15 protein-coding genes are annotated in these 17,484 nt (G+C 28.5%); 5 read left to right on the top strand and 10 right to left on the bottom strand.

Annotated elements, in window-relative coordinates; translation table 11 throughout:
• The first annotated feature begins 61 nt into the window (after window positions 1-61).
• Window positions 62-310: a hypothetical protein gene (locus tag JJ844_08445; protein MBO6975706.1), complete on the top strand. Its 249-nt coding sequence runs from the start codon at window positions 62-64 to the stop codon at window positions 308-310.
• Window positions 311-728: 418 nt separating this feature from the next.
• Here JJ844_08445 and JJ844_08440 read toward each other — a convergent pair whose 3' ends face one another.
• Window positions 729-1,745, bottom strand: coding sequence for a molecular chaperone DnaJ (locus tag JJ844_08440; GenBank protein MBO6975705.1), 1,017 nt, complete (start codon window positions 1,743-1,745; stop codon window positions 729-731).
• A gap of 143 nt (window positions 1,746-1,888) precedes the next feature.
• On the opposite strand from JJ844_08440, the gene JJ844_08435 reads away from it, so the two are divergent.
• Complete coding sequence (locus tag JJ844_08435) at window positions 1,889-2,068, top strand: hypothetical protein (protein MBO6975704.1); 180 nt, start codon at window positions 1,889-1,891, stop codon at window positions 2,066-2,068.
• A gap of 3 nt (window positions 2,069-2,071) precedes the next feature.
• Here the strand turns inward: JJ844_08435 and JJ844_08430 are convergent, their stop codons facing one another.
• Window positions 2,072-2,902, bottom strand: coding sequence for an ATP adenylyltransferase (locus JJ844_08430; protein MBO6975703.1), 831 nt, complete (start codon window positions 2,900-2,902; stop codon window positions 2,072-2,074).
• A gap of 48 nt (window positions 2,903-2,950) precedes the next feature.
• Window positions 2,951-3,334 carry a DUF2237 domain-containing protein gene (locus JJ844_08425; GenBank protein MBO6975702.1) on the bottom strand — a complete coding sequence of 128 codons (384 nt, stop codon included), beginning with the start codon at window positions 3,332-3,334 and terminating at the stop codon, window positions 2,951-2,953.
• Window positions 3,335-3,434: 100 nt separating this feature from the next.
• Here JJ844_08425 and JJ844_08420 point away from each other — a divergent pair, with 100 nt between their 5' ends.
• The gene (locus tag JJ844_08420) at window positions 3,435-3,653 is read left to right on the top strand and encodes a hypothetical protein (protein ID MBO6975701.1); all 219 of its coding nucleotides are present in this window, start codon (window positions 3,435-3,437) and stop codon (window positions 3,651-3,653) included.
• Between the two features lie 9 nt (window positions 3,654-3,662).
• Here the strand turns inward: JJ844_08420 and metH are convergent, their stop codons facing one another.
• Window positions 3,663-7,229 (bottom strand): methionine synthase, encoded by a 3,567-nt coding sequence (metH, locus tag JJ844_08415; protein MBO6975700.1) that lies wholly within the window; start codon window positions 7,227-7,229, stop codon window positions 3,663-3,665.
• An 18-nt stretch (window positions 7,230-7,247) separates the two neighbouring features.
• Window positions 7,248-8,162: a branched-chain amino acid transaminase gene (locus tag JJ844_08410; GenBank protein ID MBO6975699.1), complete on the bottom strand. Its 915-nt coding sequence runs from the start codon at window positions 8,160-8,162 to the stop codon at window positions 7,248-7,250.
• A 72-nt stretch (window positions 8,163-8,234) separates the two neighbouring features.
• On the opposite strand from JJ844_08410, the gene cobN reads away from it, so the two are divergent.
• A complete protein-coding gene (gene cobN, locus JJ844_08405) occupies window positions 8,235-11,972 on the top strand; it encodes a cobaltochelatase subunit CobN (GenBank protein MBO6975698.1) in 3,738 nt (1,245 codons plus the stop codon).
• A gap of 1 nt (window position 11,973) precedes the next feature.
• Here the strand turns inward: cobN and JJ844_08400 are convergent, their stop codons facing one another.
• The 4 genes from JJ844_08400 to JJ844_08385 all read right to left on the bottom strand — a co-directional run bounded on the left by JJ844_08400 (window position 11,974) and on the right by JJ844_08385 (window position 15,725).
• On the bottom strand, window positions 11,974-12,621 hold the full coding sequence (locus tag JJ844_08400) for a PHP domain-containing protein (GenBank protein ID MBO6975697.1): 648 nt from the start codon (window positions 12,619-12,621) through the stop codon (window positions 11,974-11,976).
• Entirely contained in the window at window positions 12,614-13,180 is a 567-nt protein-coding gene (gene hemJ / locus JJ844_08395) for a protoporphyrinogen oxidase HemJ (GenBank protein ID MBO6975696.1), read from the bottom strand. Before hemJ ends, JJ844_08400 begins: the two co-directional genes overlap by 8 nt.
• Window positions 13,181-13,268: 88 nt before the next feature.
• Window positions 13,269-15,227 carry an excinuclease ABC subunit UvrC gene (gene uvrC / locus JJ844_08390; protein MBO6975695.1) on the bottom strand — a complete coding sequence of 653 codons (1,959 nt, stop codon included), beginning with the start codon at window positions 15,225-15,227 and terminating at the stop codon, window positions 13,269-13,271.
• Window positions 15,228-15,236: 9 nt separating this feature from the next.
• A complete protein-coding gene (locus JJ844_08385) occupies window positions 15,237-15,725 on the bottom strand; it encodes a flavin reductase (protein MBO6975694.1) in 489 nt (162 codons plus the stop codon).
• 59 nt (window positions 15,726-15,784) lie between these two features.
• On the opposite strand from JJ844_08385, the gene coaD reads away from it, so the two are divergent.
• Window positions 15,785-16,258 carry a pantetheine-phosphate adenylyltransferase gene (gene coaD, locus JJ844_08380; protein ID MBO6975693.1) on the top strand — a complete coding sequence of 158 codons (474 nt, stop codon included), beginning with the start codon at window positions 15,785-15,787 and terminating at the stop codon, window positions 16,256-16,258.
• A gap of 8 nt (window positions 16,259-16,266) precedes the next feature.
• Here the strand turns inward: coaD and JJ844_08375 are convergent, their stop codons facing one another.
• Window positions 16,267-17,484 carry a D-alanyl-D-alanine carboxypeptidase gene (locus tag JJ844_08375; GenBank protein MBO6975692.1) on the bottom strand — a complete coding sequence of 406 codons (1,218 nt, stop codon included), beginning with the start codon at window positions 17,482-17,484 and terminating at the stop codon, window positions 16,267-16,269.

The following is a 17,484-nucleotide window of genomic DNA, read 5'->3' as shown; positions in this document are numbered from 1 at the left end:
GGTTCTACTATGAGATAGTTGATAATCGCACAAAACTAGCTACTATTGTATGATATTAATCATGATAAATATACTTTCATTTCTGCTTTCTTCGTTGCTCTGGGTGCAAGTTCCTCAGTGGTCAGATGATTGGTCGAAATGCTCAGTTGATGTTCCAGATGCATCGTGTCATTGGTATATAACTTCTCCTGATAATACTTTTGGTGAGGGGTTTGATTGGGCAAGTGCTCCATGGTTTGATGCTAATGGTTTAAATGATGTTCCTAGTATCGGCAAACAAACCGTCATTCAAAAGCTGCAATCCAAGTAGTACTGTCTATAAGGCAGTACAATAAAAATTGAAAGCCTGTTATAGCAATTAATTATTGAAATTCATTTTTTATTGGACATTGAGAGGACATGATTTCTGGATTTATTAATTAATTTATAATTTTTTGGCTAAAAATTACCTGGACATAGTTTATTCAAATAAAAAAAATTAATATCTTTTATTTCTTATATAAGACCAAATACGAGACTAATTATAAGTCTCATATAAGAATAACTATACAACAAAATACTTCATTATGAAAAAATTAAATTATATTTTAGTTTCTATTTCTTCAAGATAATTGAGGAGGTTAATTTTGACTTATAAATAATTGATAAAGAACGGAATAATGGTCGTATTAATCTTATATTAGACTAGTTACTAGACTTATATTTAGTCTCATATAAGAATAGTTATACTAATTTCTATATAAATTTTTTAGCAATTGATACGCATCATTTAATTTTCTCATTTGATCTATTGATCCTCCCGCATCTGGATGCGTTTCCAAGGCCAATGATTTATATGCTTCCTTTATTTTTCGCAATGTATGAGCTGATCCTGCGGATGTTGATAAATTCAATAATTTAAGTGCTCCATGTACCGTCATTGTTGAGTCCAAGGTTTCAAATGAATTTGAACTGTTATTTCGCTTAAATCTACTTACAAACCTTCTCATTAGAGTTGGTATCCTATTAATTAAATCTGATGTGGCAAATGGGTCTTCTAAAACTCCAATCATTAATAAAACAATTTCAAGGGATGGATTTTTCTTTATCCAAAATGGACATAATTCAGACATGAATTTATTGGCTGCACTCCACGTAAAGGGTAGATTTTCGGTTCCCTCAAGATTTGGCCATATATCACTTCCAAACCAATCCATCGAAGCTTCTACTACATGATCGTTAGGAACTGTTCCATATAAGGTTTTCCAATGACTAATTAAAGCTATTCGACATTTTATTAATTCAGTTTCTTTAATTGTATTAATTTGAATATCATTAATATTCTCTTTTAATTTTGCACTATTAATACTTCTTCTTAGATTCTTCACTTTTTTTTCAACAAAATTGGGAAGGCTTATGTTTGAGTTGATTTTTTCTTTATATTGATCTTTATTTAAAACTCTTTTGTTTAAAGATATCTCATTATTTTCTTTTTTAATGTCTGATTTAATTAATACCAATGCAGTATTATCATCAATATTTAAATTTCCATTATTATTATTATTTTTCTCGTTAAAGTCTATTTCTTGTTGTTGGTTCTTAGGTAGTAAATCATCTTCTTGAAGAAGTTCTTTAAGTATCTTTTCTATTACAGGTCCTCTTGCTCTAAATCCCCACTCTTTTCGTAATTGATCAAACCTGGAAATTAGTTCCTCAGGTAAATCAATTGAAATTCTTTTTGTATTTGAATTCTCAGGAATATTCAATAATATTTTCTTGAAAAGTATGGAATTTATTTAATTTTATTCAAAAAATATTGAAAGTCCATACGGAATATTGTTATTAAATTAAAACCAATTTATTTTCATGTCACAAGTTAATTAAGGATCTTTTTATAATTAAAATAAAAATGTTTAATTGCTATTTCAAATCACCTAAAGAAAAAAAAAGTTTTTATCAACATAAGAAATTAGAAATGCTCAATTATATTAAGGATTCACTTGAACGTAAAATCGCCTCCGTAACAGCATCTATAGAAGTTCTAGAAACCCAAATAACCAGAGATAAAGAAGTTGAAGTAAATAACTAGTATTCAAACAAAACTTTCTAGAAGTTTTTCAGGCCCAAATTTCTTTAGATAATTAATATTTGATTTTTCAGTTACTAATAGATATCCTGCAAATCCTAAACTGTTAATACTGAAACCATGAATATGATCATTTTTTCTCTTTATAATTGCGATCCATTTATTAGTTAATAATATATTGTAAGGATGTACAGGTTTATTATCCCTAATAGGGTCCCCTAGTCCTAATTTCTTGCATAATTCTAAATAAAATTCAAAAAGACATGATGAATTTTCTAAAAAATTAAATTTGGATACAATAATATTTTTTTTAAGCTTACTATTTAGATCTTGATATGAGTTCATCTCTAAAAACCACTTTTCTCTAGGGCATGATATCTCACCTTTAGATCTACGCAGAAGTTGAAAATGCCTGTGAGGTTGACTTGCACCCGCAATTGGAGAACTATTGAAAAACCATAATCCACTAGTATCTTTATTAACTTGTTGGATCGCTCTCCAATCTTTAATATCTAACCACCCATTTTGAGGTTTCCATTTATTTGTAATAAGTAAAATATGACCTTTCTGTACAGGGTACTTATTTAATATTAGTTGATGATTATCTCCAATTTTATCAATTTCTAGTATCTTTTCCCAAGGACAAAATGGATTTTGCTTAGGACCATAAATTTTTTTTTTATTAAATTTTGAAGTATCGAGTTTCCTAATTATGAAGTCCTCTTTTTCATATATATCTCTTGTAATAATATCAGTTTTGAGAGGATATAATGATTTATCGTCAATTGATAATCGAGTTTGTTCAAGTGCTTTTTTCCAATATATTTCTGAACTCATTTAAAAAAATTTATCATAATCATTTTAAAAAAAAAAATAAACTTGTAATTACTTTTTATTAAATTGATATTCTTTCAATTTTTCCAGAGGTACTGATTCTAAGACTACAATATTCGTTGATTCTAATATGACTTTTGGTGCAAGACCGTCTAATAATGCTTGCTTCCACCTATCAAGACAAATACACCAATGATCACCATCCTTTAGTCCTGGGAAGGAATAAACAGGCATGGGAGTTATTAAATCATTACCTTGTGATTTACTATATTTCAGGAAATTATCATCCATTACGCAACATATGGAATGATTCCCACCATCATTTTTGTCATAATTACAAAATCCATCTCTGAACCACCCTGTCATAGGTGCGCAACTACAAACCTTAATTTTTTCTCCTAGGACATTTAACTGATTTTGATTATTTAAGGACATAGATTTTTTTTAATAATAATAAAACACCAACATTTCTTTAAAAAAGGTTGACGAGGATGGGGGGTAAGGAGGTAATAATTCTAATAAGGTTTTTTTCATTATGGATTGGGAATTTACTGAAAACATAGCATTTAAAGCTCTTTATGAAGCTTTTAAAGATAGTGATGAAACTTCTGCATTAGAATTTTTATCTAGTGATGGTGCTTCATATTATCTTGAGTTAACACAGGATGCCGCGGGTGAGGGACTTGATCTGGGTGATAATGAAATGATGGAAGAACTACAGGAAGAGATTATTGAATATTTAGAAAATAACTAATGATTTAGCTTAAGCGCTGAAATATTTAGCTTTTGAGTGTAGTGAAATGATTGCTGTAGTACTTTGTTCTGGATGAAGTTGTTCAGATTCATCCATCGTCAAGTTTATTCTTTTTGCATCCAACAATGATAATTGTATGTTTGAATCAGATACTTTTGGACATGCAGGATAACCAAAAGAATATCTAGCTCCTCTATATTTTTGAGCTAGTATTTCTCTATTTTTATCTGGTTCTTCAGACCTAAAACCACATTCGATACGAATTAATGCATGGACATACTCAGCTAGAGCTTCTGCTAATTGCACTGTAAGCCCATGGAATAACAAATAATCGCTATATTTATCTTCTTTAAATAATTGTTGAGAATATTCACTAGCAATATCGCCCATGGTTACTGCCTGCATAGGAAATATATCTATCGGATTATCATTTTTCAAATCACAATAAAAATCAGCTATGCATAGATTATTCCCTGATTTTTGTCTTGGAAAATTAAATTGGGAAATTTTATTTAATGATTTCTTATCAAATATGAAAATACTATTATCTTTTCTCCCGCATTTGAAATATCCATAAACTGCTTTGGGTGAAATAAGTTTTTTTTCCATAATTGTCTCTAACCATTTATCTAACAGTGGTTTAGCATATGAATCCAAATAGTTATTGTATTCATCTACGCTTTGGTTTTTTCCTTTTTTTATTTGCCATTGTCCGCTAAATAGAGCTTTTGTATCTAAATAAAAAATTAATTTATTTAAATCTATATCAACGTCGTTCAAGACTTTCGTTCCTAAGAAAGGAGCTTGAATTGGTTCTTCTTCATTTATAAATTTAGATCTAATAAAATTTTCTTTTAAATTTAATTTGGAAATCTCGGTATTTATTGATATTGATTCTTTAACAGCTTGAGAGTTGGATTTTGATGAGGCTAAATTAATAGTTATACCCTCATTGTTAATAAAACCCTCAGTATTTGACCAATTACCCTTTTTTTTATTATCCATATATTCATTCATGAATTTAAGATCAGTGAATGCATCTTTTCCGTACAATATTTTCCCTTTATATATTTTGCTGCAGTCCTCATTTACAAATTTTGGGGTTAAGGCTGCGCCTCCTAATATTACTGGTACACTAATATCTTCATTGTTAAAAGCCTCTAAATTATCTTTCATAAATGCAGTTGATTTTACAAGTAATCCGCTCATAGCTATGCAATCTGCATTGTGCTTCTTTTGTGCATCTATAATTGCTGAAACATCTTGCTTTATTCCAAGATTTATAACGTCATAACCATTATTTGTAAGTATTATGTCAACCAAATTTTTCCCAATATCATGAACATCGCCTTTGACAGTTGCTATTAAGAGTTTTCCATTTGATATGTTTTGATCTACAGTTTCCATATATGGTTCTAAAATTGAAACCGCAAATTTCATTGTTTCTGCTGATTGTAGTACAAATGGCAATTGCATTTGACCTGAGCCAAACAAATCCCCTACAACTTTCATCCCATCTAGTAAAAAGGTATTAATTATTTCAAGAGGTTTATATTTTTTTAAAGCTTTATTTAATTGATCCTCTAAACCTATTTTTTCTCCATCAATAATATGATTTTTTAGACTTTCTTCCAGAGTTAAGTTTTTATTTTCTGAAGATGCTTTTTTAAAATCCTGAATAGATAAATCTTGAAAAGCCTTTGTTAATTCTACTAATGGATCATAAATACAAATATCATCTTCAAATTCTCTTTTGTCATATATCAAATCTAAGCAAAGCTTTTTAGTTTCTTGAGAAATTTTTGATAATGGCAAAATTTTATTTGGTGCGATGATAGCAGAATCCAATCCCGCTTTAATGCATTCATCTAAAAATATTGAATTTAAATTAATCCTAGATAATGGTGAAAGACCAAAACTGATGTTTGATATACCCAGTATGATATGAATATCTGGGAAATTATCACGAATTTTTGATATAGCAGTAATTGTTTCTTTAGCGTTTAATCTATCTTCTTCTATCCCAGTAGATATTGGCAAAGCTAATGGATCAAAAAAGAGCTCATAATCTGACAAACCACATTCTCTTGTTCTATTAATCGCTCGTTTAACAATGTTATATTTTTTATCTGCATTCCTTGCCATTCCATCTTCATCAATAGTTCCGACAACAAGTCCTGAACCATACCCCAATGCTAAATTTAGAACTTGATCAAATCTTTCATCACCGTCTTCGTAATTTGTTGAATTTAAAATACATTTACCACCAGCTGACTTTAATCCACTTTCCATTTTGTCTGCATCTGTAGAGTCAATCATTAATGGCAAATTTATATTGGTAACGAGTCTTGAAGTTATTTCCTTCATATCTTTCACTCCGTCTCTCCCCACATAATCAACATTCACATCAAGTACGTGTGCATTTTCTTTTTGTTGTTGCTTGGCAATTGAAACTAGTCCATCCCAGTCATCTTTATTTAATAACTCCCTTACCTTTTTAGATCCACTTGCATTTAATCTTTCTCCTACAATCAAGATTGAATTATCTTGTTTGTACGGCACAGAATTATATATTGATGAAGCAGAAGGAATATATCCACTTGAATTGTTCTTACCATTTTTGATAGTCCTTTCAATATCAATAATTTCGTCAATTATTGAAGAAAGATATTTAATATGATCAGGTGTCGTCCCACAACATCCACCTATTAATTGAACATTAAAGTCGTAGATAAAATTCATTAGCTGCATTTTTAATTCTATTGGCTTTAATCTGTAATGAGCGACACCACCAACATTTTCAGGTAGTCCTGCATTGGGAATACAACTTATAGCGAAGGGTGAATTTTCAGACAAATATTTAATATGTTCCTTCATTTGTTCTGGACCAGTTGCACAATTAAGTCCAAGGACATCTATATTAAATGGCTCTAGTATTGTTAATGCAGATGCGATATCAGATCCAACAAGCATAGTACCTGTTGTTTCCATTGTTATAGATACCATTATGGGTAAATCTATATTTTTACTATCAAGTACTTCTTTTGATGCTGATAAGGCAGATTTTATTTGCAATACATCTTGACAAGTTTCAATTAACAGAAGATCAACTCCTCCATCTATAAGACCATATATTTGTTCTTTATATGATTGCTTTAATTCATCAAAATCTATATGACCTAATGTCGGTAATTTAGTGGTTGGTCCAATTGAACCAGCAACAAACCTTGGTTTATCAACTGATGCATATTTGGACGCTGCATTTTTTGCTATTAATGCAGCATTTTTATTTATTTCATATGCCTTATCCGCAATATCATATTCATCAAGAACTATGGATGAGGCTCCAAAAGTATTAGTTTCTATAACATGACAACCTGCTTCTAGGAATGAATCATGAACCCTTTCAACTACTTTTGGTGATGATAATACAAGGTTTTCATTACAACCTTCTAATTCTTTTCCTCCAAAGTCATCTGCAGTAAGATTCAAGTTCTGAAATGATGTTCCAGTACCTCCGTCAAAAATAATTAATGGTTTTTCATCTCTATTTAGATAGGTTCTGAAAGATTCCATTTTTAGGTAAAAAATAATTTATTTTAGTGAAATTCTTGTTACCCAATTATCATAGTCTTGAGAACGACCTTCTGTTATTTCTATAAGCTTACTTTTTAATTTATTCATTATTGGTCTTTCATAATTTAATTCAGTTGATTCAATTTTTTTAACTGGTGTAATTTTTGCTGCTGTACCAGTTAGAAAAACTTCATCTGCTATTAATAATTCTGTTTTATCAACAGGCCTCTCAATTACATTTATTCCAAATGATTTTGCTAATTCAATTACACTAGCTCTAGTAATCCCCTCCAGGATATCTTGATCAACACCAGGAGTGATTAAGTCTCCGTTTCTTACAATAAATAAATTCATACCACTAGCTTCGCTTACCTTACCACTTGAATTTAATAGCAGGGCTTCATCAAAACCCGATAAACTAGCTTCTGTTTTGGCTAATGAACTAGTAATATATGCTCCACTTATTTTTCCTCTTAAGGGGAGAGATCTATCTTCTTGTCTTGTCCAACTACTCATTCTACAAGAAACACCATCTGGGGATAGATAATCTCCTAGTTCAATACAATAAATAAAGAAATCTGTTTCAATATTGTGTAACCTTGGAGCTATACCTAAATCGCTTGTATATACAAAAGGTCTTATATAAATAGGTTTTTCTGGCTTGTTTCTTTTTATAACTTCTTCTAAGGCTTTAAAAATATATTCTTCAGAAATTTCAGTTAAGAGTAATTTTGCACTTTGAGATAATCTTTTTATATGTTTATCAGTTCTAAACAAAAGGAATTCTTCTTTGTTTGTTGGGTTAGGTATCGCTCGCATTCCTCCAAATGCAGCAGTACCGTAATGTAGTGCATGAGTAGCTATTGATATTTTTGCTTCTTTAAATGGAATACATTTACCTTCGAACCAGGCGTATGGAAGAAATTCATGCATATTTAATTTATTTAATTAAGGTAAACTTGTTTTAACCTACTTACGTATTCTAAACCTTATTTATATATAAAAATGCACAGGATATTAAATATAGCAGGAAATGAAAAGAATAAGGATGATTTAATTGAGCAACCGGCTGCAGATTTTATTTTTATAACAAGTGTCAAGGCTGATTTAAATCTTATATCAAACTTATTGTTAGAAAAAGAATTTGCTTCATTAAAAAATAATATAAGAGCTTTAGAAATTTCTAATTTAAATTCCTCAGCTCAAATAGATAATTATTTATTAAAGACAATTAATTATGCAAAAGTTGTCGTACTTAGAATATTTGGAGATAAAGGTACATGGAACTATGGAATTGAACAACTTTTAAATTGGCAAGCAGTTAATAAAAAAAGGAAGTTAGTAATCCTATCAGGTACCATTGATCAGGAAATTTCCTTATGTGAAATAAGTAGTATAGAAAAACAAATTGCATTAAATATTTCTAGATTACTAAGATCTGGAGGATTGGATAATTATAGAAATTTTCTTAATTGTTTAAATTATTTAGTTGTAGATGAAAAATTAATTCCTGATGAGTTTTTGAATATTACTTTTTATGCAGATCCCTATTTATATGATTGGAAAAATGAAAAAGGCGAAAAGATAGGAATAATATCCTATAAATCACTTTTTTTGGCTAATGAAATTGAAGTAAACGAAAAACTAAACTTGCAATTAAGAAAATGCGGACTATCTCCTAAAACATTTTTTATTTCAACACTAAAAGATCATATTATTCAGAAGAAATTAATAGATATTTTTAAAAAAGAAGATATTAAACTAATAATTACTACAACTTCATTTTCTTCATCTCAAATCAAAAATAACGATTTAATTGAAAATTCAACAAATATTTTTACTTTCCTTAAAATTCCAATTCTACAGCTTCTTTCTTCCAATAGATCAAGAAAAAAGTGGTTAAATTCATCCATTGGAATGAATTCATCTGATTTATTAATGCAAATAATTATTCCCGAATTTGATGGAAGAATTACTACCTGTCCTTCAGCATTTAAAGAAATAATTTCTAAGGAAAATACACTATATAGTGAAATAAGTAGTTACAAAGCTGATCAAGTAGGTATTGAATGGATTTCAAAATTTACAACAAATTATGTGAAACTTCAGAAACTTAATAATTTTGATAAAAGAATTTGTTTAGTAATAAGTAATTATCCTGTAAAGAACGGAAGAATCGGTAATGGCGTTGGTCTAAATACACCATCTTCAATAATAAATATTCTTAATTGGTTAAAAGAAGAAGGTTATGACCTTGGATCTTGTAATTATCCTCAAGATTCTTCGGAATTAATGTCAATGCTTATAAAAACTAGAACTAATGATATTGAATCTCAAAATAATAAACCATTAGATTACTTACCACTTAGTGAATATTTAAAATATTGGAATTATTTTGAGCCTGATCCTAAAAATATTATTATTAATCGTTGGGGTAAACCATCTGATGCGATCGATCTAGATAATAAAGGCTTCTCAATAAATGGTATTAGATTTGGAAAAATAACATTATTGATTCAACCTCAACGAGGTTATGACGCTTTCACTGATAGAGATATTCATTCTCCAGATCTTCCACCTCCACATAGATATTTAGCACAATATATTTGGATAGAAAAAGTTTTTAATGCAAATGCTATATGCCATATTGGTAAACATGGGACTGTTGAATGGTTACCGGGCAAATCTATAGGTCTCAGCAATAAATGTTTTCCAAATATTATTTGTCCAGCAATACCAAACATATATCCCTTTATAGTAAATGATCCTGGCGAAGGATCCCAAGCTAAAAGAAGAACTGCTGCAACAATTATTGATCATTTAACCCCTCCTTTGGATAGATCAGAATTATATGGAAAATTTTCAATATTAGAAAATTATTTAGACGAATATTTTGAAGCAAAATTATTAAATTCTAATCGGATTAAAATAATAGAAAAATCCATTTTTGAATTAATTAAAAATGACTTTAGCGAAATTACATTAATGAATAAAAATAATAAAATAGAAGAAATTGATTCCTTTCTTTGCAAAATTAAAGAATCTCAAATTAGGACAGGTTTGCATATTTTTGGCAATAGGCAGAATGACATTAATGAAATAAATTTATTCATGTGTATTGCTAGAGTACCAAATGCCAACAGAATTGGTGTTATTCAATATATAGCAAAACATTTAAAACTAGATTTGAATCCTTGGACAAATCAATATGATCAAATGCTAAGTGAAAATGATAAAAAAATATTATTGACTTTTTCCAATAAAAACATTTTAAACTTTAGAATGGCTATTGATTTTTTGGAACAACAAGCAAAATATCTTATATATTTGTTTTTTTACAAAAATAATACCAATATAAAAAATCTAGAAAAATATAAAAATAAGAAAATAATAGACTATTTCTTTAATGAAAAAAAACATAATAATTATTTTTTATTATTAAAAAAAGAGATTCTATATCCAATCATTAATTCTTCATATAATGAGAAATTATCATTTATTAATTCATTAAATGGACAATATGTAAAAAGTGGTCCATCTGGAGCCCCTACGAGAGGTAAAACTGAAGCTTTACCCACTGGTAAAAATTTCTTTTCAGTTGATTCGAGAGGACTGCCAACTGAATCAGCATGGAGTGTTGGTATTCAATCCGCTTCACAAATACTTGATTTATACAAACAAGATAATGGAGAAGATTTAAAAAATATAGCAATATCTGTATGGGCAACATCCACAATGAGAAACGGTGGTGAAGACATTTGTCAAATACTATATTTATTAGGAGTACAGCCTATTTGGGATGGGCCTTCAAGAAGAGTAGTAGATCTAGAAATCATTCCTTTATCTGTTCTCGAAAGACCGAGGGTTGATGTTACTTTAAGGATTTCGGGAATGTTTAGAGATGCATTTCCACAGCTTGTTAAATTAACTTCTAAAGCAATAAATCTTGTTTCTAATCTTAATGAGGACGATAAGTTTAACCCTCTTGCTGGGGCATCAAGAGATGGTGATTCAATTAATCGTATATTTGGGTCAGCGCCAGGTTCATATGGAGCTGGTCTGCAAGAACTAATTTCAAATTCTAATTGGGAAAATATTGATGATTTTGGAGAATCTTTTATTAATTGGAGTAAGTGGATTTACAGTGATAATCTTGAACCTATAGAGGATAAAAAATCATTAGAAAATGCTCTTAAAAATGTGCAGTTAGTTGTTCATAACCAAGATAATAAGGAACATGATATTTTAGATTCTGATGATTATTATCAGTTTCAGGGCGGATTATCTTCAGCAGTAAAAAAATTGAGCGGTAAATTACCTCAAATGTATCATGGTGATTTATCAAAATTTGGATTATCTAAAATTTCAAAATTACAAGATGAAATTAATAATGTTGTTATATCAAGAATACTTAACCCTAAATGGATAAATGGAATGAAGGATAATGGTTATAAAGGAGCGTTTGAATTTTCAGCTACACTAGATTACTTATATGCTTTTGATGCCTCTACTGAAGTAGTCTCCGATTGGTGTTATGAGGAAGTTTATAAATCATGGTTATGTGATCTAGATCTTAGGAATTTCTTTTTAGAGAATAATCCATGGGCTTTAAGAGATATCGCACAACGATTTCTTGAAATTGTCAATAGAAAAATGTGGAATAATTGTTCATCAGATGTCATTGAAAATTTAAAGAACATAATTATTAATACTGATTCAATAATTGAAAAAAACGAATTCTGAATTATCTACCTAATAGCGAAAGTCCATGACTATCTGTTCCGCATGTTTTTAGCATTGAATATTTATCTGCTAATTTATCTATTTCAGAACATACAAATAAACTAGGATTCCATACTTCATTAAGTTCATAATCGTACCAAACCTCTATTCCATCAATACCTTGTATTTTGGCCTCTGGAATTAATTTATAAAAAGGAATCCTGTATCTAGCTGGATGTGCAAGAAATGATAAACCACCAGCTAAATTTATTGCTTTAATAACTGATTTAATATTTAAATCATTACCTATTGGAGACTCTCCAAGGATGTAGGGATTTAAATATTTACTTTTTATATCTATTCCCAATCCAATTACATGTACTAAACATCCTAGGATCAAACAATTAATTTCTATTCCTGAAATTAATGTAAAAGAATCTTTAGGATAATTTTTGAGTATATTATATTTTTTTATATATTGATGAGCTTTAATTGTATGATGATCGGTTATTGATAAAAATTTCAAGTTATTTTTATAAGCTTGTTCTAAAAGTTCATATGGTTCTAGACTTCCATCACTAAATTTTGTATGACAGTGAAAATTAATATTTTTAGGACAACTATTTTTATTAATATTTGAAGTTAATTTTACTAAGTCTTCCCTATTCATTACTTAATGAATTCTCATTTTTCTTTCTAATCTTTGCATAAAATTGTATTGAAGCCAACATGAAAATAATTAGTCCAACTACACTCCATGTAGCAACACTAGTTGGAAAATTATTTTTAAAAATAACTAAAAGTACAATTATAAATAATAATAAAGTAGGCAATTCATTTAATAATCTAAGGTTTTTTGCTGAAATGGTTGAAGTACCATTTTGTAATGAATACATTATTTTGTAACAATAAGAATGATAAATTACTAATCCTAAAACAAAAGAAATTTTAATTTGCAACCACTTCTCACTTAACCAACTTGGTTGCATAATAACCATGCATACAGCCATACTTAAAGCTAATATCATTCCAGGTGTTGTGATTATATTTGCCAGCCTTTTTTCCATCAAGGTGTATTGTTTATTAAAGGCAATTTTTAATTCATTATCCATATTTTTAGATTCTTCATGATATATAAAAAGTCTTACTAAATAAAAAAGTCCCGCAAACCAAACGATTACACCAATAATGTGAAGTGATTTAAACCAGAGATATGCTTCAGCTGCCAAATTACTAAATTAATTTATAAATATATATTTTTAATATAGTTATATTTAACAATATCAAGAAATCTATTTTTCAAAAATTAATTAATATTTATAACTCGTTAAAATATTCATATATATCATTTACTGAATTTTTTCCAAGTCCTTTAACTTTTGATAAATCCTCTTTACTAGCTATTCTTATCGCGTCTATTGATTTAAAATGCTCAAGCAATTCTCTTATTCTTGATGGTCCTAATCCACTGATTTGGGACAATTGAGATCTATTCATTCTCTTAGATCTTTTGTCTCTATGAAAAGATAATGCAAATCTATGTGCTTCATCTCTTACCCTTCTTAATAGAAGAACTCCTTTTTGATTTTGATCAGTATCAAGAGACTTAGTAAAGCCTGGAATAAATATTTCTTCATTTTTTTTTGCTAATGAACATATAGTTACTTCTTCCTCAAGATTTAATTCTTTTAATGCTTTAATAGCTGCATTTAACTGTCCTTTTCCTCCATCAATCATTATTAAATCAGGCCAATCTGATAGAAGTTCATTGTCTAATTTACTATTCGTTTTATCATTTAATATTGAAAAATCCCCTCCACTTTTTTTAAATTTTGACCATTTTTTAAACCTTCTATGTATTACTTCATATATCGAAGCAAAATCATCACTATGTCCTATAAAAACGTTTGGATCTTTAATTTTATATTTCCTATAATGCTGTTTAGAAGGAATCCCATCAATAAAAACTACTTGTGATGCTACAGGGTCACTACCTTGAATATGGCTTATATCATAACCTTCAATCCTTTTAGGTTGTTCGCTTAATTCAAGTATTTGGGCAAGATCCTCAATTGATGATTCATTATCTTGTATTCCATTTAATATTCTATCTAATTCCAATTTCGCATTTTTTAAAACCATTTCTACAGTTTCATGTTTTTTATTTCTTTTAGGGATTAAGATTTTTACTTTCTTTTTTCTTAGCTCCGTTAACCAATCCTCTATGGTTGCTTGTTTTGGAAGGTTATATTGAATAAGAATTTCTGATGGTATTTCTACAGCTTCAACATTCATATAATGCTCTTCCAATATCTTTTGTAGAATAAGATTTTCATCTTCATTATTTAATTTTTGACTATAGCCAATTCTCCCAATTAGCTTACCAGATCTCATTTGGAAAATTTGTATACTAGCTACATTTTTTTCTGAAACTATTCCAAAGATATCTCTATTAATTGAAGAATCTGGTATTGATATTTTTTGTGATTCAGTTAATAATTTTAAACCTGAAATTTGGTCTCTTATTTTTGCTGCATTCTCATAATCTAAATCATTTGAAAATTGCAGCATTTTTGTTTGTAAAAATATTTCTAAGTCATCATTTCTTCCCTGAAATATCATAGATACTTGTTTCATTATTTTTTTATAATCATCAGATGATATAACTTCTTGGCAAACACCTGGACATCTTCCTATTGAATAATTCAAACAAGTTCTATCTTTATAGACTGGCCTTGGTCTTTGTCTAAGTGGAAATATTTTTTTTATCGTAAATAACGTTCTCCTTAATAATCCAACATCAACATAAGGTCCATAATATCTATCTAAATTGTTTCTATTTCTTCTTCTTCTTGTAATAAATATTCGAGGATATTTTTCACTCCAAGTTATACAAAGATATGGATATTTCTTATCATCCTTTAAAAGAATATTAAAGTATGGTTTGTTTGTTTTGATTAAATTTGACTCTAAATTTAATGCTTCATATTCGCTATCTGTAACTATTATTTCTATTTCAGTTATTTGACGAACCATCAAACTTAATCGGGGGGTTAAATCTGAATAATTATTGAAATAACTACTTACTCTACTGCGTAGTTTTTTAGATTTACCGATATAAAGTAAGTTATTATCAATATCTTTAAAAAGATAACAACCAGATGACTTTGGAATTTCGGATAATCTTGATTTTAATAACTCCTTATTATTAATTAATTTATATTCAATTTTAAAATTATATTTGTTATTTATTTTTCCGATAGAGGAATTACTCATTTATAATTATTACCCTCCATAATTCCAGCCAGTTGAAGATAAATTTAGTGAGTCAACATCATTATTAAGATAAGCAGATTGAACCTCTCCTACAAAAACTGTATGGTCTCCATGCATAACACTTCCAACAACATTACATTCAACTCCACCAACACTATCAACTAATATAGGCAATCCAAGCTCGCCTAATTTAAATTCAACAGATTCAAATCTACCTCCTAATGCTTTTTGAGGTTTAAAGAAAACAGCAGCTAGATCCTTTTGATCACTTTTGAGCACATTTAATGAAAACTTATTGGTAGAGTTTATTATTTCATGACTAGAACCCTCTGCTCTAACAGCCATTACAACTAATGGTGGTGTGAAGGAACCTTGAGTCACCCAACTTGCAGTAAATCCATTCACTTCATCTTTATCCTCGTCTCTAACGCCACAAATAAATAATCCGTGAGGTATTTTTCTTAATAAGATTTTTTTTGCTTCTAGATTTAATGTCATAATTGATTTAGCTAATAATCTTATTTTAACTAAATTTCTTATTCGATAATAATAAATTCATGAAAATTCTTTATCCAGGTACATTTGATCCTTTAACAAACGGGCATCTTGATTTAATAGAAAGGGCTGAAAAAATATTTGGCAATCTAGTAGTTGCTGTTCTAGAAAATACTTCTAAAACACCAACATTTAATCTTGAAAGAAGGATAATACAAATAAACAATTCTCTTTCTCATTTACCTGATATTGAGGTTATTTCTTATTCTGGTCTAACTGTTGATTGTGCAAATGATCTAAAAGCTAATCTTATTCTTAGAGGCTTAAGAGCAATGAGTGATTTTGAGTATGAACTTCAGATTGCTCATACAAATAAATCTCTTAATAATGATATTGAAACTATATTTTTATCGACAAATACAAATTATAGTTTTCTTAGTAGCTCTTTAGTAAAAGAAGTTGCAAAATTTGGTGGTGAAATTAATCACATGGTACCTCCCTCTGTTGAGAGGGATTTAAAAGAATATTTTAAATAATATTTCTATTAACAAGATTTCAAGTAATAAATATCACGTAATAATTTAAATGCTTTTTCTTTATCAATTTTATAAGAATTTTGGATAATGCTTATAATTATTGGTTTTTCATTTTTATATAAAAAGCCAGATAATGCAAAGACATTTGAAAGAGTCCCAGTTTTTCCAAAAAACTTTCCAGATAATTCACTATTTACATATCTTTTAGCTAATGTTCCTCTTACACCCGTAATTGAAAGTGTAGATTGATAAGCTTTAAAATCATTAAAATATCTCATTTTATCTAAAAACAATACAACTAAGTTTGTCGTAATTTTATTTTTACGAGACAATCCACTAGCATCTGCAAAGTATGCATTATTTACTGGGAGGCCCTTATTTTCAAGCCATCTTTTCAATTTTATATAGTCATTATCGTTCCATGAATTTGAGGCATTTTTGAAGAGAGATTCAGCTGTGAAATTATGGCTTTCAGAATTTGTTAGAGTTAATAATGAAAGAATTGGAGTTGAATATATTTTATTTATCTCTTCAATATTTTTTAAATAAGAAGTTTTTTCTGAGTTAAAAAAATCTATATTTATTTTTGAATTTGGAAATTTATTTTTTAAATAATTTTTAATTAAATTTTTTACTGTATAAATATCATCATATTTATTGTGATTACTTTCTATTGCAAGAGTTGTAATTGGAGAACCATATTCGTAAAGTTTATCAGTATTTGTCCAACCATTAGGCCAATATAATTTTGAATCAATTTCTACAATATTAAAATTAATAATTTTATTTTCTTTAACATTTGAAATTAGTTCGATTATATCTTCATAATTAAGATCTGGATCACCTTGACCTTGTAAATAATAATCGTTTTTATTTTTAAATAAGGAAGTTTTTAAATTATTATTTAATTTATATTTACTTAAAACATAAGCTGATGAGAATAATTTTTGATTAGATGCTGGCAACCTTGGAACATGCTCATTGTAGGAACTTATTATTTCCCCTTTATTATTAATAATTGATACACTAAAGGAATCATCAAGTCTTTGATTCAATAAAGCATCATAAGTAGGACATATTTTGTTTTTAGTTATAATTCCCGGGAAATTAAAATAAAAACTATTTAAAATAGTTATTTTCTGATTTGCTAGTAAATATCTTAATAAGAAAGGAGATGTTACTAATACAAGAACAATTAAGAAAAATGAATGAATTTTTTTTTTCAC

The organism is Prochlorococcus marinus CUG1435 (genome assembly GCA_017644375.1).
Classification (GTDB): Bacteria; Cyanobacteriota; Cyanobacteriia; order PCC-6307; family Cyanobiaceae; genus Prochlorococcus_A; species Prochlorococcus_A marinus_AH.
The sequence above is the reverse complement of the archived record's forward strand: the minus strand, read 5'-3'. Positions and strand labels throughout refer to the sequence as shown.